Genomic DNA, 24,305 nt, shown 5'->3' on the forward strand with positions numbered 1-24,305 from the left:
GGCATGCGCGCGCACATCACCAGCCCCGAGTGGCTGCGCACGCCCGACGACGTCAACGCGCTCCTCCCGCAGCTCTGGCCCCGGCACGTCGCCCGCGGTACGGACGGCGTGGTCGAGATCGCCGGCAAGTCCGTGGCGGCGCTGAAGGACGAGTTCGGCACCCCGGCGTTCGTCCTGGACGAGGACGACATGCGGGCCCGCTGCCGGGAGTTCCGCGACGCGTTCCATGACGCCGACGTCTACTACGCCGGCAAGGCGTTCCTCTGCAAGGCGGTCGTGAAAATCATCGCGGAGGAGGGCCTGCACCTGGACGTCTGCTCCGGCGGCGAGCTGGCCACCGCGCTCGCGGCCGGCATGGATCCCGAGAAGATCGGCTTCCACGGCAACAACAAGTCGGTCGCCGAGCTACAGCGGGCGGTCGACGCCGGCGTGGGCCGGATCATCGTCGACTCGATCCACGAGATCGACCGCCTGACCGCCATCGCCGGAGAGCGCGGCATAAAGCAGAAAGTCCTGATCCGCGTCACACCCGGCGTCGAGGCACACACCCACGAGTTCATCGCGACCGCCCACGAGGACCAGAAGTTCGGCTTCTCCATCGCGGGCGGCACCGCGTACCGTGCGGCTCTGAAGGTCTTGGACGAGGGAACGCTGGAACTCCGGGGGTTCCACTCGCACATCGGCAGCCAGATCTTCGACACCAGCGGTTTCGAGCTGGCCGCGCGGCGCGTGCTGGAGCTGGTCGGCGAGATCAAGCAGGCCCGCGGCGTGGACCTGCCGGAGCTCGACCTGGGCGGCGGTTTCGGCATCGCCTACACCACCCAGGACGACCCGTCCGCGCCGAAGGACCTGGCCGACCGCATGCGCAAGATCGTCGAGGACGAGTGCGAGGCGCAGCAGCTGGTCAAGCCGCACGTCTCGATCGAGCCCGGCCGCGCGATCGTCGGCCCGGCGATGTTCACGCTCTACGAGGTCGGCACGGTCAAGGAACTCGAGATGCGGACCTACGTCAGCGTCGACGGCGGGATGAGCGACAACATCCGCACCGCGCTCTACGACGCGTCCTACAGCGCCACGGTCGCGTCCCGGAGAAGTGACTCACAGCCGATTCTGGCCCGGGTGGTGGGAAAGCACTGTGAGTCCGGGGACATCGTGGTGAAGGATGAATTCCTGCCCGCCGACGTGCAGCCCGGAGATCTTGTTGCAGTCCCGGGCACGGGCGCGTATTGCCGCAGCATGGCCAGTAACTACAACCATGTGCCGCGCCCGCCGGTGATCGCCGTCCGGGACGGTGCGGCGCGCGTCATCGTGCGGCGGGAGACGGAAGCGGATCTGCTCGCATTGGATGTGGGATGACGAAACCAGCTGTTCGCGTGGCCCTGCTCGGCTGTGGCACGGTCGGCGCCGAGGTCGTGCGGTTGCTGCACGACCAGGCCGAGGACCTCACGGCCAGGATCGGCGCGCCGCTCGAGATCGTCGGCATCGCCGTGCGGCGGATCGGCCGTGACCGCGGTGACCTGCCGGTCGACCCGTCGATCTTCACGACCGACGCGCTCGGCCTGATCAAACGCGACGACGTCGACGTGGTGATCGAGGTGGTCGGCGGCATCGAGCCCGCGCGAACGTGGCTGGTCGAGGCGCTGCGCGCGGGCAAGAGCGTGGTCACGGCGAACAAGGCGCTGCTGGCCGAGGACGGTGGCGCGCTGCACGACGCCGCGGCCGAGGGCGGCGCCGACCTCTACTACGAGGCCGCGGTCGCCGGTGCGATCCCGCTGCTCCGCCCGCTGCGCGAGTCGCTGCACGGGGACCGGATCAACCGGGTCACCGGCATCGTGAACGGCACGACGAACTTCATCCTGAGTTCGATGGACTCGTCCGGTGCCGGTTTCGCGGAGGCGCTGGAGGAGGCGACCGCGCTCGGTTACGCGGAGGCCGACCCGACCGCTGACGTGGAGGGCTTCGACGCCGGTGCGAAGGCCGCGATCCTGGCGTCGCTGGCGTTCCACACCCGGGTCACCGCGGCGGACGTCTACCGCGAGGGCATCACCGAGGTCACCGCGGCGGACGTGGCCAGCGCACGCGACATGGGCAGCACGATCAAGCTGCTCTGCATCGCGGCCCGCACCGTCGACGCGGACGGCGCCGAGTCGGTCAGCGTGCGCGTCCACCCCGCGATGATCCCGCGCAGCCACCCGCTGGCCAGCGTCGGCGACGCGTACAACGCGGTGTTCGTCGAGGCCGAGGCGGCCGGGCAGCTGATGTTCTACGGCCGCGGCGCCGGTGGCACGCCGACCGCGAGCGCGGTGCTCGGCGACGTGGTCGCGGTCTCCCGCAACCGGCTGGCCGGCACCTGGGCGCCGAGCGAGTCCGCCTACGCCAAGCTGGCGATCCGCCCGATGGGCGACGCGATCACCCGCTACCACGTCAGCCTCGACGTGGCCGACCGGGCCGGCGTGCTCTCCCAGGTCGCGGGCGTCTTCGCCAAGCACGACGTCTCGATCGCCACGGTCCGCCAGGCCGGTCACGGCGACGAGGCCAGCCTGGTGATCGTCACGCACACCGCGCGCGACGCCGCGCTGGCCGCCACCGTGGACGAACTCCGCCACCTGGACATCGTCCGCAGCATCGCCAGCGTGCTGCGCGTCGAGGGCGACGATTAGAAGCTGATATTCCCGCTTCCGGCGTGGCTCGGTGCCGCATGCTCCCGCGGGCACCGGTCGGCCGCGGGCGGCCTCCCTGCCGGTGGAGTGGGGGGTCACGCTCGCGATTCCCGTCGCGGGTCGCGTCCGCGGCGCGGCTCGCGAGGGACGGGCGCTTCGCGCCCGAACACTGCCCGAACACCGCCGGGGCGGCGGATCCGTGGATCCACCGCCCCGGGCGTGCGATCAGGGAGATCAGGCGGCCGCGAACGGGTCCGCCGTGGTGGACGGGGCACCGGTGGTGGAGCCGTCCTCCAGGTTGACCGTGCTGCCGTCCGAGGTGACCGACTCCAGCGTGCCGTTCAGGTCCGTGTCGGTGATCGTGTAGTCGGCCACGCCGTCGCCGTCCTCGTCGATCTCCAGCACGTCGACCAGGCCGTCCGCGTCGGTGTCCGTGGCCACGCCGTCGGTCACGCCGTCGCCGTCGATGTCGGCCTCCGCGTAGTCGAGCAGGCCGTCGCCGTCGGTGTCGGTGGCCGCGGTGTCGTTCAGGCCGTCGCCGTCGGTGTCCGCCCAGACCGCCTCGGCCACGCCATCGCCGTTCTCGTCCAGGCTGGAGTAGTCGGTCGCGCCGTCACCGTCGGTGTCGATGTACGTGTACGTGTTACCGGCCGTGTCCGTGTCGGTGAGCACGTTCTCGTACTCGGCCGGCGCCGCCAGCTCGTCGTTCAGCGAGACGGTCTCGAACTCCACCGGAGCCTCGTCCGTGGGGGTGTCGATACCGCTGAAGTCCTCGCTCATGTCTGTGCCCTTCGATGCCGATGTGTGCCGCGCCGCGCCGGCGCGTCAGGGAATGTGCCAGGGGTGAGTGCTCACCGGTAAGACCATGCGGGCGCCATCACTGATCACCGACCGCACTTACGGAGGCGGCCGTCGCATGGTTCACCGGATGGTCAGGCGGCCGCGTACGGGCTGTTCCCGAGATTCACGGTGAACGACTCCAGCGTGCCGTTCAGGTCGGTGTCCGCGAACGTGTAGTCCGTGACGCCGTCCGCGTTCTCGTCGATCTCCAGCACGTCGGCCAGGCCGTCCTCGTCGGTGTCGGTCGCCACGCCGTCCGGCACGCCGTCACCGTCCACGTCGGACTCCGCCCGGTCCAGCCAGCCGTTGCCGTTGGTGTCGATGCCGACGGTGTCCTGCCGGCCGTCGCCGTCGGAGTCCATGTAAATCATCTCCGAGTCACCGTCGCCGTCCGCGTCGACGTTGGCGTAGTCCGCGACGCCGTCAGCGTTCACGTCCACGTGCGTGGTGGTCACGCCGTACTGGTCGATCTCCACCATCTCGTACGCGCCCTCGGCCGGCTGGAGGAACGAGTCGTGCAGCGGCGCGGTCTCGTACGCGTCGGCCTCGGTGGTGGTGTCCAGGTCGGTGTCGGTGAAGTCGCCGCTCATGTCGTGCCCCTCGGTCGAAAGTCTGTGGCGCGCGCCCCCCGGCGCTACGGAAAAATATGCCGGACCAGGGGCTCACGGGACATCCCGGAAAAGTGCCACCGGCGGGCACGGCGTGGACGCCGGGGTAGGAATCACCCGCTCAGGCAGGTCATGTCCCGCCAGGTGGGTACGGCCCGGAGTGTCCTCGACCGGGTGCACTCGGGTAGGGCAGGCTAGGGCCTCAGGGCTGTATGCCGACTGAGGAGAGCATCATGTGGCGTGGCTTGATCGAGGCGTATCGGGACCGGCTGCCGGTCACCGAGGCGACACCGGTGATCACCCTGCACGAGGGGAACACGCCCCTCGTACCGGCGCCGGAGCTCTCCACGCGCACCGGTGCCGACGTCTACCTCAAGGTCGAGGGCGCGAACCCGACCGGTTCCTTCAAGGACCGGGGCATGACCATGGCGGTCTCCCGCGCGGTCGAGGACGGCGCCAAGGCGATCATCTGCGCGTCCACCGGCAACACCAGCGCGTCCGCCGCGGCGTACGCGGCGCGGGCCGGCATCACCTGCGCGGTGCTGGTGCCGCAGGGCAAGATCGCGCTGGGCAAGCTGGGCCAGGCGCTGGTGCACGGCGCCAAGCTGCTCCAGGTGTCCGGGAACTTCGACGACTGCCTCGCGCTCGCCTCGAAGCTGTCGCTGGACTACCCGGTCGCGCTGGTCAATTCCGTCAACCCGGACCGGTTGCAGGGGCAGAAGACCGCGGCGTTCGAGATCGTCGAGGCGCTCGGCGACGCGCCGGACATCCACTGCCTGCCGGTCGGCAACGCCGGCAACATCAGCGCGTACTGGATGGGCTACCAGGAGGACAAGGCCGCGGGCAACGCCACCCGGACCCCGCGGATGTTCGGCTTCCAGGCGTCCGGCGCCGCGCCGATCGTGAACGGTGAGGCCGTGCGCGAGCCGTCCACGATCGCCACCGCGATCCGGATCGGTAACCCGGCCAGCTGGACCAAGGCGGTCGACGCGCGGGACTCGTCCGGGGGCCTGATCGCGGCCGTCACGGACCGGGAGATCCTGACGGCATATCGGCTGCTCGCCCGTACCGTCGGGGTGTTCGTGGAACTGGGCAGCGCGGCCAGCGTGGCCGGTCTGCTCCAGCAGGCCGAGGCGGGCAAGGTGCCGGCCGGCTCGACCGTGGTGTGCACGGTCACCGGCCACGGCCTGAAGGACCCGGAGTGGGCGATCTCCACCGCCCCGTCCCCGACCACGATCCCGAACGACGTGCTCGCTGCCGCGCGGTCGCTGGACCTCGCGTAGCACCCGGCGCCGGTCAGCGCGGGGAGGGGCCGGCGAGCATGTCGCGGGCCAGGTGGCGCAGCCGCGCCACCACCTCCGGGCTCATCTCCGGGTGCCAGCCGTCCAGCAGCCGGGCCAGTGTCTCGGTGCGCGCCTCGGCCAGCCGCTGCCAGACCGCGTCGCCCTCCGGGGTGAGCGTCAGGTCGTGCTCACCCGCGACGAACCCGGCCTGCCGCAGTTCGGCCAGCCAGCCGGTCACCCGGTCCGGCGGCAGCAGCCGGTGGGCCGGCAGCCCGTCCAGGCGCATCGTCCCCTTCCGGCCGATCCGGCCGAGCAGCCAGGTCGCGCCCGGGCCGACGCCGGTCCGGGCGCGCGTGGCCAGCTCGCCGTAGAGGCGTTCCGCGTCCTCGCGCAGCGCCAGCGCGGCCAGCACCCGCTCCAGCTCGTCGACCGGGCGGGTGGCCGGTGCCATGCCGAACATCTCCGGCGCCAGCACCGGCGACGTCACCCGCAGCGGCACCTCGGCCAGCAGCCAGGACAGCACCACGGCCAGGCCGAGCAGCACCGCGAGCGTGTGGAACCCGGCGTGCACGCCGTCGGTGTAGACGCGCAGGTAGAGCGCCACGCCCTCGGGTGTCTGCGGCGTGTTCATCACGTTCGCGTCGGACAGCCGCGGCGGCAGCGACCCGGCGACGATCGCGGCGAACAGCACCGGCCCGACCGCGCCGCCGAACCAGCGGAAGTAGAGGCTGGCGAACGTGGCCACGCCCAGGTGCCGGGCGTCCGTGGCGTTCTGCACGGCGAGCTGCACGAGCGGGAAGACCAGCCCGAGGCCGAGCCCGATCAGCAGCGTGGCCAGCAGGATCACGGCGAGCGGCGTGTCCGCCTCCATCCGTCCCAGGATCAACAGGCCGACCGCGACCAGCATGCTGCCGCCCAGCGTGAGCATGCGGTAGCGGCCGATCCGGGCCACGGTCACCTGCCCGGCGACCACGGAGAGGAGCATCCCGGCGGAGAGCGGCAGCAGCGCCAGCCCGGACGCGGCCGGGCTCCCGCCACGGGCCATCTGCAGGTACGGCGGCAGGCTGGCCACGGTCACGAACAGCGCGGCGCCGCCGAGCAGGCCGATCGCCGACGCGGTCGGGAACACCGTGCCGGTGAACAGCACCGGCGGCAGCACCGGCACCGCGGCCCGGCGCTCCACCCGCACGAACACGGCGATCAGCAGCGCGGTCACGGCGGCCGCGCCGAGCGTCCAGGGCAGGCCGCGGCCCGGCGAGCCGGCCCAGAACACCGCGATCAGCACGCCCGCGCCGATCAGCGCCATCAGCGTGACGCCGGCCAGATCCAGCGGTACGCGTTCGCGCGGGTGCGCGCCGGAGACGGTGAGCGTGACGACGACCAGCAGCACGAGCGCGGTCCCGGCCGTCACGTGGAACAGCCAGCGCCAGGAGAGCGCGTCGGCCAGCAGCCCGCCGGGGACCGGCCCGAGCACGCCGGCGACCGCGTAGGTGACGCCGAACGCGTTCTGGAACGGCGCCCGCTGCTCGGCCCCGGCCAGCCGCGCGGTGAGCAGATGGCTGAGGACCAGCGAGGTGCCGGCGCCGACGCCGTAGATCACCTGCGCCCAGATCAGCGTACGGATCGAGCCGGCCTGCCCGCCCAGCGCGGCACCCGTGGCCGCGGCCAGCAGGCCGGCCTGGAGCATCGGCTTCGGCCCGTAACGGTCGCTGAGCCGGCCGGCCAGCGGCGCCGCGGTGATCGCGGCGAGCAGCGAGGCGGAGATGATCCAGGCGGCCCGGGTCGGCCCGCCGATCTCGGTGGCCAGGTCGCGCAGCGCCGGGCCGTGCCAGGTGTGGTTCGTGCCGGCCAGCAGCGGCACGCCGAGCAGCGCGCAGAGCGTGAGCGTACGGCGGGCCATGCCCACAGGCTATGTGGACAAAACAGATAATTTTTCGCTAATGGAGGTTTTCGGTGGCGCGCTCTTCGGCCGCGTCCGCCTCCGCCGCGTCGACCAGCAGCTCCGAGGCCCGCAGAATGACGCCCAGATCCGCGGCGGACATCCGGCACAGCACCCGGGCCTGGCGTTCGGCACCGGCCATGATGATCCGCTCCACGGTCTGCCGGCCGTGCGGCGTGAGCATCACCCGGCGTACCCGCCGGTCGTTGGGGTCCTCATGTCGCTCCACCAGATCGTGGGCGACCAGCCGGTCCACGATCCCGGTGACGGTGGCCAGACTGACGCCCATGAAGCGCTGCAGTTCCTGCCCGGATGCGCCGTCGCCCGCGGCCAGCATGAGTAGGATCTTGAGCTGCGGCATGGTCAGATGCGCGTCGAACAGCGGGTTGGACCGATCGTGCGCGAACAGGTACTGCATGCGTCGCTGAGTGTCCATGATCTGCGCGATCAGCCGGTCCTTGTCCTCGTCGGCCACCGCGTCTCCTGCCGTTTCGCCGTCTGTCCTGCTGAACAACGGTCCCCGTGAGCAACGGGTCCCTGTGAACTACGGGATGTCCCCGATTGTGGGCAACTTGTTCGCGTAAGGCAAACTATTCGTGTCGAGCTAACTTACCCCAGCAGGAGAAGAGTCTGCTCATGTCCTTGCTCGCAAGACTGAGTCTCGCGAACCGGGGTCTCATCGCCCTGATCGCGATCATCGTGACCGGTTTCGGGGCCTTCGCCATCCCGTCCCTCAAGCAGCAGCTCCTGCCCTCGCTGGAGTTTCCCGCCGCGTTCATCTTCGCCTCGTACCCCGGGGCGTCGCCGGAGATCGTCGAGCAGCGGGTCACCGAGCCGATCGAGAACAGCGTCCAGGGGATCGAGGGCCTCGACGAGGTCACCTCGACCACCAGTGAGGGCGTGGCGACGGTCCAGGTGCTGTTCGAGTTCGGCACCGATCTGACCCAGACCGTCTCGAAGATCGAGAGCAATCTGGGCCGGATCCGCGCCCAGCTGCCGGAGGACGTCGACCCGACCGTCTTCGCCGGCAGCACCGCCGACCTGCCGGCCATCGTGCTGGCCGCGTCCGGCGGCACGGACGAGGCGGCGCTCGCGGCCGCGCTCAACGAGAGCGTGCTGCCCGAGCTGCAGGGCATCGACGGCGTGCGGACCGCGGAGGTCACCGGCGCGCGCACGTCCAGCATCGCCATCACGCCCGACCTGGCGAAGTTCGGCGCGGCCGGTGTCAACCCGGCCGGCATCGCCACCGCGCTCCAGGCGAACGGCGTGTCCGTCCCGGCCGGCACGCTGAGCGAGGGCGACCGCACGCTGACCGTGCAGGTCGGCACGCCGATCACCACGCTGGAAGACCTGCAGAACATCTACCTCACCGGTACGGGTGGGCGCGCGGTCCGGCTCGGCGACGTCGCCACCGTGGCCGAGGTGCAGGCCGCACCGACGTCCTACACGCGCACGGACGGCGTGGACAGCCTCGGCATCTCCGTCACCGCCACGCCGGACGGCAACGCGGTGCGCATCTCCGAGGAGATTCGCGACCGGCTCCCCGAGCTGGCCGCGGCCGGCGGCGTCACGCTCACGGTCGTCTTCGACCAGGCGCCGTTCGTCGAGAGGTCGATCGAGAGCCTGGCCACCGAGGGCATGCTCGGCCTGGTGATGGCCGTGATCGTCATCCTGGTCTTCCTGCTGTCCGTCCGGTCCACGATCGTCACCGCGGTCTCCATCCCGCTGTCCGTGCTGGTCGCGCTGATCGCGCTGTGGATCCAGGACTACTCGCTCAACCTGCTCACGCTCGGCGCGCTCACGATCGCGGTCGGCCGCGTGGTCGACGACTCCATCGTGGTGCTGGAGAACATCAAACGCCATCTCGGGTACGGCGAGGAGAAGCTGCAGGCGATCACCACCGGTGTGCAGGAGGTCGCCGGCGCGGTGCTGGCGTCCACGCTCACCACGGTCGCGGTGTTCGCACCGATCGCGCTGGTCGGTGGTTTCGTCGGCCAGCTCTTCGCGCCGTTCGCCATCACGGTCACGGTCGCGCTGATCGCCTCGCTGATCGTGTCGCTGACCATCGTGCCGGTGCTGGCGTACTGGTTCCTCCGCCCGCCGAAGGGCACCGCGGAGGAGGCCGAGGTCGCCCGCCGGGCCGCGGAGGAGAAGGAGCTGCGCAGCCCGCTGCAGCGCTCCTACCTGCCGGTCATCCGGTTCGCCACCACCTGGCGCTGGACCACGATCGGAATCGGTGTCGTGGTGCTGGCGATCACCGGCGGCCTGGCCACCCAGCTGAAGACGAACTTCATCGACCAGTCCGGTCAGGACACGCTGAGCATCTCCCAGACGATGCCGATCGGCACCAGCCTGGAGGCGACGAACGCGCAGGCCAAGCGCGTCGAGGCGGTGCTGTCCGGCGCGGGCGAGGTGAAGTCGTACCAGGCGACCGTGGGCGGCGGCGGCCAGTCCGCGCTGTTCACCGGCGGCGGCAGCGGCGCGAACACCGCGAGCTACTCCGTGACGCTGGAGGAGGACGTCGACACCGAGGCGTTCACCGAGGAGCTGCGCGGCGAGTTCGAGGACCTGGGCCCGTCGGCCGGCGAGATCACCGTCGGCGCGGACTCCAGCAGCGGCTTCAGCGGCAACGAACTCGCGGTCGTGGTCAAGGCCGCGGACGCGGACGCACTCGCCGCCGCCGCGCAGCAGGTGCAGGACGCGATGGCGGCCACGCCGGACGTCACGGACGTGACCAGCGACCTGGCCGAGAGCGTGCCGCGGATCGACATCACGGTCGACCGGGCCGCGGCCACCGCGCGCGGTCTCTCCGAGGCGCAGATCGGCCAGCTGGTCTCCGGCGCGTTCCGGGACGCGCCGATCGGCCAGGTCACGCTGACCGGCGCCGGCGAGCGCAACGTCGTGCTGGACCTCGGCGGCACCGCACCGGCCGACCTGGCCGCGCTCCGGGCGTACCCGCTGCAGACGCCGGGCGGCATCGTGCCGCTGGACGACGTGGCGGACGTCAACGAGGTGCAGGGCCCGGTCGAGATCACCCGGATCAACGGCGACCGCAGCGTCACCGTCACCGGTACGGTCAGCGGCTCGAACGTCGGCGCGGCCACCACCGCGCTGACCACCGAGCTGGACGAGCTCACCCCGCCGGCCGGTGCGAGCTGGGAGATCGGTGGCGTCAGCGCCGACCAGAACGAGGCGTTCCAGCAGCTGGGTCTCGCGGTGCTGGCCGCGATCGCGATCGTCTTCATCATCATGGTGGCGACGTTCGGCTCGATCATCCAGCCGTTGATCCTGCTGGTCTCCATCCCGTTCGCGGCTACCGGCGCGATCCTGCTGCTGCTCGCGACGGACACCGCGCTCGGCGTACCCGCGCTGATCGGTGTGCTGATGCTGGTCGGCATCGTGGTCACGAACGCGATCGTGCTGATGGACCTGATCAACCAGTACCGCAAGCAGGGGTACGGCGTGCAGCAGGCGGTGATCGAGGGCGGCCGGCACCGGCTGCGGCCGATCCTGATGACCGCGATCGCCACCATCTTCGCGCTCACCCCGATGGCACTCGGCCTGACCGGAGAGGGCGGCTTCATCTCGCAGCCGCTCGCGGTCGTGGTGATCGGCGGCCTGATCAGCTCCACGCTGCTCACGCTGCTGCTGGTGCCGGCGCTCTACACGCTGGTCGAGGGCCGGCGCGAGCGGCGTGCCGAGCGCGAGGCCCGCAAGGCGGAGAAGGCGCGGGCCGGTGTCCCGGCGCCGACCCCCGCCGCCGCTCCGGTGGACCGGGTCGACTCGGTGCCGGAGACCACGCCGGAGCCGCCCGCCGCGCCGTCGGGCGCGCTCCGCGAGGGCACCGACCAGTTCGAGGTGCTCCGCCTGCCACGCAGCAACAAGTCCCCGCTGCCGCCGCAGGAGTAGCCATCACCTGATGCAAGGCGCCTCCCGGATCCTTCCGGGAGGCGCCTTGATCATTTGGGTAAGGTGCCACTGTGAGTTCACCCCTGTCGCTGCTGGCCCGGAACCCGGACTTCCGGCGGCTCTACCTCAGTGAACTCGTCGTCTTCGGCGCGGACTGGTTCATCATGGTCCCGCTGCTCGTGCTGCTCACCGACCTGACCGGCAGCGGCGTGCTCGGCGCGCTCGTGATGACCGTCGACACCGGCCTCAACGCACTGCTCCTGCCGTACTCCGGCACGGTCGTCGACCGGGTCGACCGCCGCACCGTGATGATCGTCGCGAACCTGGCCGCGCTCGCCGCGTCGCTGCTGCTCTTCACGGTCCAGGACGCCGGCACCGCCTGGCTGGCGCTGCTGGCGATGGCCGCGGTCGCGGTGGCCAAGGCGTTCTACACGCCCGCCGCCCAGGCCGCGCTGCCCAACGTGGTCGACCCCGAGGACCTCCCCGACGCGAACGCGCTCGCCGGTGGCGCCTGGGGCATCATGGTCGTGGTCGGCGCCTCGGTCGGCGGCGTGGTCAGCGGCTTCGCCGGCCCGTATGCCTGCTTCGCGATGGCCGGCGCCGGCCTGCTGATCGCCGCGCTCCTCACCTCCCGCATCCGCCGCCCGCTCCAGACCGCCACCCCGGACGGCCCACCCCCGCACCCGTTCGCCGCGATCCGCGAGGCCATCCACCACATCGCCGCCAGCCCGCGCCTCCGCGCCCTGATCACCGTCAAGTCCGCCGTCGGGCTCGGCAACGGCGTCATCGCCGCCTTCCCCCTGGTCGTCGCCGCCTACGGGGTGGGGCCCGCCGGTGTCGGCATCCTCTTCGCCGCCCGCGGCGCCGCCGTCCTGGCCGGCCCCCTGGTCACCCGCCGCCTCCTCGACCACCGGAACTGGCTGCTCCCCGGCCTCGCCATCTCGATGGCCGTCTACGGGCTCGCCTACGCCTCCGCCGCCTTCGCACCCTGGTTCCCACTGCTGGTCGCCCTGGTCTTCGTCGCCCACTTCGCCGGCGGCACCAACTGGATGCTCTCCAACTTCGCCCTCCAGGGCGCGGTCCCCGACACGCTGCGCGGCCGCGTCTTCGCCACCGACCTGATGCTCACCACGATCGCCATCTCGATCAGCCAACTGGCCGTCGCCGCCACCATCGACCACGTCGCCCCCCGCCACATCATGATCGCCAGCGGCACCGTCACCGTTCTCTACGCCTGCGGCTGGGCCATCGCCACCCGCAACCGCAAAACTGCGTGAGCGACCCCGGCCGCCGATGACGCGCCGCACTTCGCAATATCGTGCGGAACGCCCGCGGCGACTTGTTCGATCGAAATGGCGAAGCTCGCTGCTCTTGTGCCATATGCGCGCGGCCCGTGTCGATTCACTTTCCGGCTTCGCCGCTCCCGCATAGCGTTGTGGCGGGGTTCGCCTTTCGGCGTTTCGTCGAGCGCCGCGATCCACGACGAGCATTAATCCCGGAAAGCGCGGTGCCGGCTTCGTTGCCATGTGCCGCGTTGTCCTCGACGGCAGCGAAACACGACCAGCTGCGGAACTTGGCCGCGGCACTTCCCCAATATCGGCGCCGCTCATGTATTCGGCGGAACTCGTCACGCGCAGCAGAGTAATTTCGAGAGGCGGTCCGATCCCGCATCTCGGCCATCTCCGCCGACGTGAACAACTGCGATTGCCGCATGAGAAAAGCTTTCCACAGGGCCGCGATCATTACCGCCCCGATACGGCCGCATGGCCTACACACATCGTGCGCCATTCGCGATACGCGACCTTCCGGCCCGCACGCGATACACGGCGCCGCGCACCACGATCGCGATAGGCTTATACGGCCAGGCCGAGCCCGACGGTGATAGGTGGCACTACGCGGCTTTTCACCAATTGAAGTACCGCCGAGCGAAACGGTGGCGGTTTTCGCTTTCGTGCGCCAGCGCAAAACCGGCACCGCCGGAGCATCCCGGCCCACAGACGCAACCCGCACCACCCACGAAGAAACAGCCGGCCCCACGGACCCCGCAACCGCTGGAAGCCCCGCCATGCACCGGAGTCGGCGACCCGCCGGAGGCATGCCCCGCCCCGCCGCCGACCTGCTCTGCCCAAAATCCGCGCCGTCGCCCCGCCCTGCCGGAGGCGCGCGGTCGACCTGCTCTGCAGAGGACGCCCACCGGCCCACCCCCGGCCCCTTGTCCCCCGGTGTTAGCATCGTGATATCACTTCGATATGGGGGAGATGTCATGGAGCGACGAGTCTTCCGGGTCGGCGGTTTCCTGGTGATCGGCCTGCTGGTCCTGCTCACCGTCGCTGCGGCGGCAGTGGCGTTGCCGTTCGTGGAGGCGGACGGCGGTGAGGTGGTCGTCGGGATCACCGCGGCCGTCTACGCTCTGATCCTCGCCGTCGTCTCGACCGGCTTCGTGGTGGTGAACCCGAACGAGGCGCAGGTCGTCCAGTTCTTCGGCCGCTACCTCGGCGTGATCCGGACCGAGGGTCTCCAGTGGACGCTGCCGCTCACCGCGCGGCGGCGGGTGACGCTGCGGGTGCGCAACTTCGAGACCGACCGGCTGAAGGTGTCCGACGCGGACGGTAACCCGGTGGAGATCGCCGCGGTCGTGGTGTGGCGGGTGGTGGATCCGGCCGCGGCGGTGTTCGCGGTGGACGACCACATCGAGTACGTGGCGGTGCAGGCGGAGACCGCGGTGCGGCACCTGGCGACCAGTTACCCGTACGAGGCGCACGACACCGGCCGGTCCAGCCTGCGGGACAGCTCGGTGGTCAGCGACGAGCTGACCGCTGAGCTGCGGGAGCGGTTCGAGCGGGCCGGGGTGGAGGTGCTGGAGTCCCGGACGACCCACCTGGCCTACGCTCCGGAGATCGCGCAGGCGATGCTGGCGCGGCAGCAGGCGAGCGCGATCGTCGGCGCGCGGTTCCAGATCGTGGAGGGTGCGGTCGGCATGGTGTCGAACGCGCTGGAGCGCCTGCGGGCCGAGCACGTGGTCGAGCTGGACGAGGAGCGCAAGGCCCAGATGGTGGCGAACCTGCTGGTGGTGCTGTGCGGCGACCGGGCCGCGCAGCCGGTGGTCAACGCGGGGTCGCTGTACTCCTGAGAGGCGCTGTGCGATGCCGGAGCGCAAGAAGCTGTTGTTACGCCTGGACCCGCAGGTCTACGACGCGGTCGCGAAGTGGGCGGCGGACGACCTGCGCAGCGTGAACGCGCAGATCGAGTTCGCGCTGCGGCAGGCGCTGCGGGCCGCGGGACGGAAACCGAAGCCCGTCCCGGAGCCGGAGGCGGACGACGCTACTGAATGAACGGAGGCCGCGGACCCGGGTCCGCGGCCTCCCACGGGTTGCGCGGCGTGGCGCGCGCCAGCACGGCCGCGATCAGCAGGGCCAGGCCGGCGACGGACAGCCCGCCGGTGACGATCCACTGGGCGAACGAGTAGACGCCGAACAGTGACGTGCCGGTGGCCTCGATGACCATCGGCGTCGCGATCTGCCAGAACATGCCGAGCACCGTGGAGGCCAGCAGCAGCGCGAGCCCGATGGTGGCGAAGCGCGCGGTGCGCGGCGGGAGCGATCCGGCGCGCGTGCGGACCAGGACCAGCCCGGCCACGCCGGCGATCAGCATCGGCAGCGAGGTCACGGCGGCGAAGAAGTACATGGTCGGCAGGCTAATCGCGGGCCGCAACCGGTACGCCACCCGCGCGGAGCCGGATCGGCCGACCTCCTAGGCTGATCGGGTGGCTCTCTCCTTCGTCAGTGCCCCCGTCACCGTGCGGGCGCCCGCCACCAGCGCGAACCTCGGCCCGGGGTTCGACGCGCTCGGCCTCGCGCTCGCGCTCCACGACCACGTGACCGGCCGGGTGACGGACCGCGGCTGCACGGTCTCGGTGACCGGCCAGGGTGCGGGTGAGCTCCCGGACGGCGCCGATCACCTGGTGGCCCGCGCCGCGTACGCCGCATTCGACGTGCTCGGCGCGCGTCCGCCCGGCCTGGCGCTGGAGTGCGACAACCGCATCCCGCAGGCACGCGGCCTGGGTTCCTCGTCCGCCGCGATCGTGGCCGGCATCGAGGTGGCCCGCGCGCTGGTGGCTGGCGGGCACGAGCTGATGGACGACGCGGCCGCGCTGCGCCTGGCGAACGAGATCGAGGGCCATCCGGACAACGTGGCGCCGTGCCTGCTGGGCGGCTTCACCATCGCCTGGACCGGCGAGGGCGGCGCGCGGGCGGTGCGGCTGACGCCGTCCGCAGCCGTGCGTCCGACGGTTTTCGTGCCGGACGTCCGCGGCCTGACCGCGCACGCGCGGGCCGCGCTGCCGGCCGAGGTGCCGCACGCGGACGCGGCGCGCAACGCGGGCCGGGCGGCGCTGCTGGTACACGCGCTGACGGCCGCGCCGGAGCTGCTGCTGCCGGCCACCGAGGACCGTCTGCACCAGGACTATCGGGCGCCCGGCATGCCGGCGAGCGCGGCGCTGGTGGAACGGCTCCGCGCAGCCGGGGTGGCCGCCGTGATCAGTGGCGCCGGGCCCTCGGTGCTGGCATTGACGCAGGTACCCGGTGACTTCGAGGCGGGGGACGGCTGGGCCGCCACGCCGATGTCGGTGGACGCGGACGGTGCGGGACTGTCCGGTAGTACACTGGGACACGCCGAGCGGTACACTATTGCCGCAGGTCGCAAGAGTTGATTACGCTCTAGACCTAGCAGCACGACCGCGAAGCAAGCGATGATCTCCTGCGGGTCGGTGCACCCCCGAAGCTTTCGGCGGTCAGCCCGTCTCACCTCCTGCCTAGGCATGACGCCGTTCCGCAGATGTCACGGCCGCTGTCGGCGGCGATCCTGATCTGTCGATCCAGACCGATTGGAAACCGCTTTCCGGCTGCCGTGCACAAGACTCCCGTGACGCGATGTGCGAGGCGGGAACCGAGGCCGCCCGGCCACCACTGACAACACCCGGGCAGCCCGGCCTTACGAGGGAAGGAATCCATTGAGCGACACCACCGACATCACGTCGGATGCTTCCAAGGTCGCTGATGACGCCGCGGCCGGCACCACCCGTCGCCGGCGCTCCGGGACCGGCCTGACGGCGATGCTCCTGCCCGAGCTGCAGAGCCTGGCCGCGTCGCTCGGCATTTCCGGCACGGCCCGGATGCGCAAGGGCGAGCTGGTCGCCGCGATCTCCGAGCGGCAGGGTGGTGGCGCCGGCGGAGGCGCCCCCCGCCAGCGTGCGGAGGTCGCCGCGGCGGCCGCGCCGGTGCGCGAGGAGGTGCGGGCCGAGGTCCGCGAGACCGCCACCGCCACCGCGCCCGCCGAGGCCCCGGCAGAGGCCCCGGCGGAGACGACGCGTGCGCCGCGCCGCTCCTCCCGCGCGGCCGGTGCGCCGGAGCCGCGCACCACCGAGACCGAGGAGGCGCCGGAGCCGCAGCGCGAGAGCCGCAGCCGTCGCGAGCGCGGCGGTGACCGGGCCGAGCGTGGCGACCGTGCGGAGCGCGGTGACCGGGCCGAGCGGGGCGACCGTGCGGAGCGCGGTGACCGGGCCGAGCGGGGCGACCGTGCGGAGCGCGGTGACCGGGCCGAGCGGGGCGAGCGCGCCGAGCGGGGCGAGCGCGCCGAGCGCAACGACCGTGGTGACCGCGCCGAGCGGGGCGACCGCAACGAGCGGGGCGACCGCGCCGAGCGCGGCGACCGCAACGAGCGTGGCGAGCGTGGCGAGCGCGACCGGGACCGCAACGACCGTTCGGACCGTGCCCCGCGCGGCGCCGACCGTGATCGCAACGACGACGGTGACGACGACGAGGACGGCAGCGGCCGGCGCGGCCGGCGTTCCCGCTTCCGGGACCGTCGCCGTGGCCGTGGCGAGCGGGACGGTGCCGAGCGCGGTGACCGCGGCGGCAACGAGCCGCAGCTCTCCGAGGACGACGTGCTCGTCCCGGTGGCCGGCATCATCGACGTGCTGGACAACTACGCGTTCGTCCGCACCACCGGCTACCTCTCCGGGCCGAACGACGTCTACGTCTCCATGTCCCAGGTCAAGAAGTACGGCCTGCGCCGCGGCGACGCGATCACCGGCGCGGTCCGGGCCACCCGCGAGGGCGAGCAGCGGCGCGACAAGTACAACCCGCTGGTCCGGCTGGACACGATCAACGGGATGGACCCGGACGAGGCCAAGCGCCGCCCCGAGTTCTACAAGCTCACGCCGCTCTACCCGCAGGAGCGCCTGCGGCTGGAGACCGAGCCGCACATCCTGACCACGCGCGTCATCGACCTGGTGATGCCGATCGGCAAGGGCCAGCGCGCCCTGATCGTCTCGCCGCCGAAGGCCGGTAAGACGATGGTGCTCCAGGCGATCGCGAACGCGATCACCCACAACAACCCGGAGTGCCACCTGATGGTGGTGCTGGTGGACGAGCGCCCCGAAGAGGTCACCGACATGCAGCGGTCGGTGAAGGGCGAGGTCATCGCGGCCACGTTCGACCGGCCGCCGCAGGACCACACCACGGTCGCGGAGCTGGCGATCGAGCGGGCGAAGCGCCTGGTCGAGCTCGGCCACGACGTGGTCGTGCTGCTCGACTCGGTGACGCGTCTCGGCCGGTCGTACAACCTGGCCGCGCCGGCCTCCGGCCGCATCATGTCCGGTGGTATCGACTCGACCGCGCTCTACCCGCCGAAGCGCTTCCTCGGCGCCGCGCGCAACATCGAGAACGGTGGCTCGCTCACCATTCTCGCGACCGCGCTGGTGGAGACCGGGTCCATGATGGACACGGTCATCTTCGAGGAGTTCAAGGGCACCGGTAACGCGGAGCTGAAGCTGGACCGGAAGATCGCCGACAAGCGCACCTTCCCGGCCATCGACATCCACCCGTCCGGCACGCGCAAGGAGGAGATCCTGCTCGCGCCGGAGGAGCTGGCCATCACGCACAAGCTGCGCAAGGTGCTCCACTCGCTGGAGTCGCAGGCCGCGCTGGACCTGCTGCTCGGCCGCCTCAAGGAGACCCGCACGAACATCGAGTTCCTGATGCAGATCGCGAAGTCGACGCCGGGCGAATAACGAACACCATCTCAGCGACGGTACGGATTCCGTACCGTCGCTGAGGCATTTTTGGGTTTGGCCGCGGACTGCGGCTTTTGTGGTTGAACATGGGGGTGTGTCGCACACGGCCGTTCCCGGTTACCGGGACAACCCCACCGAAACGTGGGACCCGGACGCGCCGGTCGACGCGATCGAGGCGGAGGAGTTCCTGCGGCTCTGCTACGCCGAGGACAAGCGCCTCGGGCCGGTCGAGCAGCGGCTGTCCTCGGTGCGCGCGCAGATCGCCGCGACCGGCACCTACACCCAGACGTTCGACGAGATCGCGTACGGCGCGAAGGTGGCCTGGCGCAACGCCTCCCGCTGCATCGGCCGTCTCTACTGGCGCAGCCTGGTCGTGCTGGACCGGCGGGACGCGCACACCGCGGAGCACATCTTCGCGCTGCTGCTGCGGCACCTGCGGCAGGCCGGCAACATGTCCAACCCCGGCATGCTGCGGCCGGTCATCTCGATCTTCCAGCCGGCGACGCCCGGCCGGCCGTACCCGCGGATCTGGAACGAGCAGTTGATCCGGTACGCGGGGTACCGGCGCTCCGACGGCAGCGTGCTCGGCGACCCGCGGATGGTGGAGTTCACCGAGGCGATGACCGCGCTGGGCTGGCGGGGCGAGGGCACCGGCCACGACCTGCTGCCGCTGGCGATCGAGACGCCGGCCGAGGGTGTGCGGCTGTTCGGGCTCCCGCGGGCGTCCGTGCTGGAGGTGCACATCTCGCATCCGGAGCTGCCCTGGTTCGAGGAGCTGGGCCTGCGCTGGCACGCGGTCCCGGCGATCTCCAACATGCGGCTGAGCATCGGCGGCGTGCACTACCCGATGGCGCCGTTCAACGGCTGGTACATGGGCACCGAGATCGGCGCGCGCACGTTCGGCGACACCGACCGCTACGACATGCTGCCCGAGGTGGCGAAGCGGATGGGCCTGGACACGTCGTCCGACGCCACGATGTGGCGGGACCGCGCGCTGATCGAGCTGAACCGCGCGGTGCTGCACTCGTTCGACCTGGCCGGGGTGAAGATCTCCGACCACCACACCGAGTCGGAGCGCTTCCTCACCCACCTCCGCAACGAGGAGCGGGCCGGCCGCCCGGTGCCCGCGGACTGGAGCTGGATCGTGCCGCCGATCTCCGGGTCGGCCACGCCCGTCTTCCACCGCTACTACCACGAGGCGGACCTGCGGCCCGCGTTCTACCTGGACGCGGACGCCCACGAGCGGGCGCTGCACCCGAAACCCTCAGCTTCGGGCGGCTGACGCCGAACGGGGACGTGGAACCGGTGTCGGCGCGTGAGGGGATGTACCGGATGTACCCACGGCCTCTGCTGCCGGTGCTGGCCGTCTGGGACCGCACCCGGATGACCGTGCGTCTCTCGATCATCATGGTGGTGCTGCTGGTCCCGTGCATGAGCGCGGTCTACGGCTTCGTGCACTTCTCCCAGGGCCAGATCTCCTTCTCCGAGCGGGAGAGCGACGGCAACGACGTGCTGCTGCCCGCGCTGGAGCTGTTCGGCGGCACGCTGGCCGGCCGGCGCCCGGACCTGGCCGCGCTGAACGCCGCGATGGACGACAACCCGGAACTGTTCGAGGACGGCGGACTGGACGAGGCGTACGACGCGGTGGCGTCCGCGGCGTCCGGCGACCCGGCCTCGGGTGCCGGGCGGATCGCGTTCGGCGAGGCGCTGGCCGCGTTCGTCACCGGCGTCGCCAACGAGTCCAACCTGATCCTCGACCCGGACCTGGACTCGTTCTACGTGATGGACATGGAGGTCGTGCAGCTGCCGCGGGTGCTGCTGGCCGCGGCCCGCGCGGCCGCGCCGGTCAGCCCGGCCGGCACCGCGCTGATCGCCGAGCAGGCCGTCTACGCCAGTGAGCTGACCACGGTCGCCGGGAATCTGCGGACCGGCGCGGAGACGTCGCTGGCGAACACGTCGGACGGCGCGCTGGCCGGGCGCCTGGCCGGGGTGGAGCGGGTCGCGGCCGCGGCGGAGACGGTCGCCGCCGCGATCACCGCCGGGCTCGGCACCGCGGTCGCGGTCGACCCGGCGCCGCTGGGCGAGGCGGCCGCCGCGGTCTCCGGTGACCTCTACGCCGCCCTCGGCGGGCTGATCAGCGCCCGGGTCGGCGGCTTGGAGGCGGAGCAGGACACGATCCTGGCGATCACCGTGGTCGGCGTGCTGCTGGCGGTCTACGCGGGCGTCGGGCTCTGGTGGCACACCCGCTTCCACGTCGGGCACATGGTGGCCGGGGTACGGGCGATCGCGGCCGGTGACCTCGCACCGCGCCCGCTGCCGAGCGGCCGGGACGAGTTCGGCGACATCGGCCGCGCGCTCGGCACCGCGCGCGAGAAGATCGCGGCCCAGGAGGAGGACCTGCGCGCCGGCCAGGACGCGCGCGAGCAGCAGATGGCCGCGAGCATGGCCCAGCAGCAGCGCTCCGAGGCGCTGCTGCGGGAACGCGCGAAGGAGGCGATCGCGGACACCGCGTCCACCATCGCGATGGAGCTGGCCGAGGTGGTCGATCAGGTCGAGCAGGTGCGCGCGGCCACGACCCGGATCGACGGGCAGATGGCCTCGGCCGCGGAGATCACCGAGTCCGTGGTGACGAAGGCGGCCGAGGCGGACCGGGTCACCGGCGCGCTCACCGCGAGCCTGCGCCGCGTCGCGGAGATGGCCCAGGTGATCGCGGGCGTAGCGGACCAGACCCGCATGCTGGCGCTGAACGCGACGATCGAGGCGGCCCGGGCCGGTGAGATGGGCAAGGGCTTCGCGGTCGTGGCCGGCGAGGTCAAGGACCTGGCCACCGCGTCCGCCCGGTCCACCGAGCAGATCGCCAGCACGATCTCCTCGCTGGAGACCGACGTGGCGGAGATGTTCGCCGCGATCGGCGGCGTCACCGACGGCATCAGCAGTGTGAACACCGCCACACTCGAACTCCGGCAGATCGCGGCGGACCAGCACGACCTGGTGCAGAGTCTGGACCGGGGCGTGGCGGAGACGCTGGACCGGATCAACAACATGGTGGACCTGACCGACAAGCTGGAGCGGCGTGAGTTCCCCCGGTACGCCGACACCGCGCCGGTCACGCTGGTCGTGAACGGCGAACGGCACACCGGGCGCCTGCTCGACGTAAGCCTCGGCGGGCTGCACTGCACCGTACCGACGCTGGACCGGCTCGGCCTCGGCGCGGACGTCACCGCGGAGCTGCGCGTCTCCGGCGCCACCGTCACGCTGGCCGCGAATGTGGCCCAGCGCACCGGCGACGACCTGCGCCTGCGCTTCCTCGACGTGTCGCCGGAGGTCCGCCAGATCCTGGCCCGGCACATCGGCACGCTCGGGAATGCGCTGCCGTGAGTTCCGGTTACACCAGCCGGAACGGTCACCGTCTCCCGGTGCGGGCGCCGCACCCCGGACATGGCAGACTGGACCATCGGCCAGCGGTTCCGGTTCACGCTCTGCGATCGGCGTCGAGCGACCCGGCGACCACCCACGAGAGGACCGAGGCACATGAAGAAGGACATTCACCCGCAGTACGCCGTGACCGAGGTGTCCTGCTCCTGCGGCAGCACGTTCACCACGCGGAGCACCGCCAAGGGCGGCAAGATCTCGGTCGAGACCTGCAGCGCCTGCCACCCGTTCTACACCGGCAAGCAGCGCGTGCTCGACACCGCGGGTCGCGTGGCGAAGTTCCAGCAGAAGTACGCCAAGGTCCAGAAGACCGGCGCCAAGACCAAGTAGCTTTCCGTACGGCGCTCGTCCCTGTTCTCGGCAGGGACGAGCGCCGTTTCGTTTGTCGCTTCTTTTTGTCGTTTCGTCATGGTTTTGGAGAGCTGGAGAGATGAGCAACGAACGGCTGATGTCGCTCCTGGACGAGTACACCGACCTGGAGAAGCAGCTCGCCGACCCGGCCATCCACGCGGACCAGAACGTCGCGCGCCGCGTCGGCCGGCGGTTCGCCGAGCTCTCCCCGATCCACAAGGCGCACGGCGACCTGGAGCAGGTCCGCGAGGACCTGGAGGCGGCGCGCGAGCTGGCCGCCGAGGACCCGGCGTTCGCGGCCGAGGCCGACGAGCTGTCCGCGCGACTGCCCGAGCTGGAGGAGAAGCTCGCCGAGCTGCTCATCCCACGGGACCCCAACGACGCCAAGGACGTGATCCTGGAGATCAAGGCGGGCGAGGGCGGCGAGGAGTCCGCGCTGTTCGCCGGCGACCTGCTGCGGATGTACCAGCGGTACGCGGAGCGGCACGGCTGGATCACCGAGATCATCGAGGCGCAGAGCTCGGACATGGGCGGCGTCAAGGACGTCTCCGTCGCGATCAAGACCAAGGGCGTGCCGGAGGGCGGCAACGGCGTCTGGTCCCGGCTCAAGTGGGAGGGCGGCGTGCACCGGGTGCAGCGCGTCCCGGTCACCGAGTCGCAGGGCCGGATCCACACCTCCGCGGCCGGCGTGCTGGTGCTGCCCGAGGCCGAGGAGGTCGACGTCCAGATCGACCCGAACGACCTGCGGATCGACGTGTTCCGGTCGTCCGGGCCGGGCGGCCAGTCGGTCAACACCACCGACTCCGCGGTCCGGATCACGCACCTGCCGACCGGCGTGGTGGTCTCCTGCCAGAACGAGAAGTCCCAGCTGCAGAACCGCGAGCAGGCGATGCGGATCCTGCGCTCCCGGCTGCTCGCGGTCGCGCAGGAGGCGGCCGCGGCCGAGGCGTCCGACGCGCGCAAGTCGCAGGTGCGCACGGTCGACCGGTCGGAGCGGATCCGGACGTACAACTTCCCGCAGAACCGGATCACCGACCACCGGATCGGCTTCACCGCGTACAACCTGGATCTGGTGCTGGCCGGGGACGTCGACGGCGTGCTGGACGCGCTGACCGAGGCGGACCGGGCGGCGCGGCTCGCCGGCGACACCGAGCTCGCCCGGAAGTGATGCGCGCGCCCACCCGCCTGTGGGCCGTGCCGGGTGAGGGGTTCCCGCTCGGCTAACCCTTGTGCGCGGTGGTGTAGCGGGCGCGCTGCGCGAGGTCGTACCGGAGCCGGACGATGGCGAACCGGCCGTCCTCGCGCAGCAGCGCCGGCACCTCCGCGCCGTGCGTCTCGTCGTGCTCCACCGCGAACGAACCGCCGGAGGTCAGCAGGCGCGCGGCCGTGCCGATCACCGCGGGGATGACGTCCAGGCCCTCCTCGCCGCCGAACACGGCCTGCGGCGGGTCGTGGTCGACCTCGACCGCGACCTTCGTGCCGCGCGGCACGTACGGCGGGTTGCACAGCACCAGGTCCACGGTGCCGTTCAGCTCGGCCAGCACTGAGTCGTCCGCGACGTCGCCCTCCACCACGGTGATGTGCGGGTCACCGGCGCCCGCCCGGTCGGCCGCGTTGCGCCGCAGCCAGGTCAGCGCCTCCGGGGATCGCTCCACCGCGTAGACCTTCGCGTCCGGGCGCTCGTTCGCCACCGCCAGGGCGATCGCGCCGGAACCGCTGCACAGGTCGACCACCACCGGCCGGGAGTGCCCGGCCAGCGCGGCCAGGCCCCAGTCCGCCAGCAGCTCGGTCTCCGGCCGGGGCACGAACACGCCGGGGCCGACGGAGAGCTCGATGTGCCGGAACGGCGCCTTGCCGGTGATGTGCTGCAGCGGCACGCCGGTCGCCCGCTTCTCGATCGCTTTCACGTACTCCAGCAGCGCCTCCTCGGTGAAACCGTCGGAGAGCAGCAGCTGCGAGCGGGACTCGCCCAGCACGTGGGCAGCGAGGATCTCCGCGTCGACGCGCGGCGTCGGTACACCGGCCTCGTCCAGGCGCGACGTCCCGCGGGCCACGACCGCGGAGGCTCGTGTCCGTTCCGTGCCCGCTAGGGGCTTTCCATGAGCGTGGGTCACGCCATAATCATTACGGTACGCACATCGCGGCGGGCCGAAGACGCACCGCTCGACGTTTCGGGACCACAAGTTTGCGGCGTGCCGAGCGGTACGCCGC

At 71.5% G+C, this 24,305-nt stretch carries 20 protein-coding genes; 13 read left to right on the forward strand and 7 right to left on the reverse strand.

All coding sequences use genetic code 11. The features are described 5' to 3' along the window. Positions 1 to 3: 3 nt before the first annotated feature. Positions 4 to 1,356 (forward strand): diaminopimelate decarboxylase, encoded by a 1,353-nt coding sequence (lysA, locus tag J2S42_RS27305; protein ID WP_307243547.1) that lies wholly within the window; start codon positions 4 to 6, stop codon positions 1,354 to 1,356. Then, positions 1,353 to 2,660, forward strand: a complete 1,308-nt coding sequence (locus tag J2S42_RS27310) for a homoserine dehydrogenase (RefSeq protein ID WP_307243549.1) — start codon at positions 1,353 to 1,355, stop codon at positions 2,658 to 2,660. The genes lysA and J2S42_RS27310 overlap by 4 nt, the downstream gene beginning before the upstream one ends. A gap of 234 nt (positions 2,661 to 2,894) precedes the next feature. Here J2S42_RS27310 and J2S42_RS27315 read toward each other — a convergent pair whose 3' ends face one another. After that, entirely contained in the window at positions 2,895 to 3,440 is a 546-nt protein-coding gene (locus tag J2S42_RS27315; protein ID WP_307243551.1) for a hypothetical protein, read from the reverse strand. Positions 3,441 to 3,592: 152 nt separating this feature from the next. Next, positions 3,593 to 4,090: a hypothetical protein gene (locus J2S42_RS27320; protein WP_307243553.1), complete on the reverse strand. Its 498-nt coding sequence runs from the start codon at positions 4,088 to 4,090 to the stop codon at positions 3,593 to 3,595. Between the two features lie 251 nt (positions 4,091 to 4,341). Here J2S42_RS27320 and thrC point away from each other — a divergent pair, with 251 nt between their 5' ends. Further along, positions 4,342 to 5,391, forward strand: a complete 1,050-nt coding sequence (thrC, locus tag J2S42_RS27325) for a threonine synthase (protein ID WP_307243555.1) — start codon at positions 4,342 to 4,344, stop codon at positions 5,389 to 5,391. A gap of 13 nt (positions 5,392 to 5,404) precedes the next feature. On the opposite strand, the gene J2S42_RS27330 is transcribed toward thrC, so the two are convergent. Beyond that, complete coding sequence (locus J2S42_RS27330) at positions 5,405 to 7,291, reverse strand: MFS transporter (protein WP_307243557.1); 1,887 nt, start codon at positions 7,289 to 7,291, stop codon at positions 5,405 to 5,407. Positions 7,292 to 7,328: 37 nt separating this feature from the next. After that, on the reverse strand, positions 7,329 to 7,805 hold the full coding sequence (locus tag J2S42_RS27335) for a MarR family winged helix-turn-helix transcriptional regulator (RefSeq protein ID WP_307243559.1): 477 nt from the start codon (positions 7,803 to 7,805) through the stop codon (positions 7,329 to 7,331). A gap of 161 nt (positions 7,806 to 7,966) precedes the next feature. Here J2S42_RS27335 and J2S42_RS27340 point away from each other — a divergent pair, with 161 nt between their 5' ends. Further along, positions 7,967 to 11,239 (forward strand): efflux RND transporter permease subunit, encoded by a 3,273-nt coding sequence (locus J2S42_RS27340; RefSeq protein ID WP_307243561.1) that lies wholly within the window; start codon positions 7,967 to 7,969, stop codon positions 11,237 to 11,239. A 71-nt stretch (positions 11,240 to 11,310) separates the two neighbouring features. Then, entirely contained in the window at positions 11,311 to 12,516 is a 1,206-nt protein-coding gene (locus J2S42_RS27345; protein WP_307243562.1) for an MFS transporter, read from the forward strand. A gap of 124 nt (positions 12,517 to 12,640) precedes the next feature. Here the strand turns inward: J2S42_RS27345 and J2S42_RS27350 are convergent, their stop codons facing one another. Next, a complete protein-coding gene (locus tag J2S42_RS27350; protein ID WP_307243564.1) occupies positions 12,641 to 12,982 on the reverse strand; it encodes a hypothetical protein in 342 nt (113 codons plus the stop codon). 520 nt (positions 12,983 to 13,502) lie between these two features. Here J2S42_RS27350 and J2S42_RS27355 point away from each other — a divergent pair. Beyond that, on the forward strand, positions 13,503 to 14,369 hold the full coding sequence (locus J2S42_RS27355; RefSeq protein WP_307243565.1) for an SPFH domain-containing protein: 867 nt from the start codon (positions 13,503 to 13,505) through the stop codon (positions 14,367 to 14,369). Between the two features lie 13 nt (positions 14,370 to 14,382). Further along, complete coding sequence (locus J2S42_RS27360; RefSeq protein ID WP_307243567.1) at positions 14,383 to 14,571, forward strand: type II toxin-antitoxin system antitoxin; 189 nt, start codon at positions 14,383 to 14,385, stop codon at positions 14,569 to 14,571. On the opposite strand, the gene J2S42_RS27365 is transcribed toward J2S42_RS27360, so the two are convergent. Continuing rightward, the gene (locus tag J2S42_RS27365) at positions 14,561 to 14,923 is read right to left on the reverse strand and encodes a hypothetical protein (protein WP_307243568.1); all 363 of its coding nucleotides are present in this window, start codon (positions 14,921 to 14,923) and stop codon (positions 14,561 to 14,563) included. The two genes, J2S42_RS27360 and J2S42_RS27365, sit on opposite strands and share 11 nt — an antisense overlap. A 79-nt stretch (positions 14,924 to 15,002) precedes the next feature. Here J2S42_RS27365 and thrB point away from each other — a divergent pair, with 79 nt between their 5' ends. From thrB to prfA, 6 genes are all read left to right on the forward strand, one after another. Next, positions 15,003 to 15,947: a homoserine kinase gene (gene thrB / locus J2S42_RS27370; protein WP_307243570.1), complete on the forward strand. Its 945-nt coding sequence runs from the start codon at positions 15,003 to 15,005 to the stop codon at positions 15,945 to 15,947. 300 nt (positions 15,948 to 16,247) lie between these two features. Further along, positions 16,248 to 18,308: a transcription termination factor Rho gene (gene rho, locus J2S42_RS27375; RefSeq protein WP_307243572.1), complete on the forward strand. Its 2,061-nt coding sequence runs from the start codon at positions 16,248 to 16,250 to the stop codon at positions 18,306 to 18,308. A gap of 97 nt (positions 18,309 to 18,405) precedes the next feature. Next, positions 18,406 to 19,593, forward strand: coding sequence for a nitric oxide synthase oxygenase (locus J2S42_RS27380; RefSeq protein ID WP_307243574.1), 1,188 nt, complete (start codon positions 18,406 to 18,408; stop codon positions 19,591 to 19,593). Positions 19,594 to 19,643: 50 nt separating this feature from the next. Further along, on the forward strand, positions 19,644 to 21,689 hold the full coding sequence (locus tag J2S42_RS27385; protein WP_307243576.1) for a methyl-accepting chemotaxis protein: 2,046 nt from the start codon (positions 19,644 to 19,646) through the stop codon (positions 21,687 to 21,689). Between the two features lie 153 nt (positions 21,690 to 21,842). Beyond that, positions 21,843 to 22,073, forward strand: a complete 231-nt coding sequence (rpmE, locus tag J2S42_RS27390) for a 50S ribosomal protein L31 (protein ID WP_307243578.1) — start codon at positions 21,843 to 21,845, stop codon at positions 22,071 to 22,073. Between the two features lie 100 nt (positions 22,074 to 22,173). Beyond that, positions 22,174 to 23,262: a peptide chain release factor 1 gene (gene prfA, locus J2S42_RS27395; RefSeq protein ID WP_307243580.1), complete on the forward strand. Its 1,089-nt coding sequence runs from the start codon at positions 22,174 to 22,176 to the stop codon at positions 23,260 to 23,262. Positions 23,263 to 23,314: 52 nt separating this feature from the next. On the opposite strand, the gene prmC is transcribed toward prfA, so the two are convergent. Further along, entirely contained in the window at positions 23,315 to 24,148 is an 834-nt protein-coding gene (gene prmC, locus J2S42_RS27400) for a peptide chain release factor N(5)-glutamine methyltransferase (protein WP_307243582.1), read from the reverse strand. Positions 24,149 to 24,305: the final 157 nt, after the last annotated feature.

It is taken from the genome of Catenuloplanes indicus, assembly GCF_030813715.1.
In the GTDB taxonomy this organism is placed as follows: Bacteria; Actinomycetota; Actinomycetes; order Mycobacteriales; family Micromonosporaceae; genus Catenuloplanes; species Catenuloplanes indicus.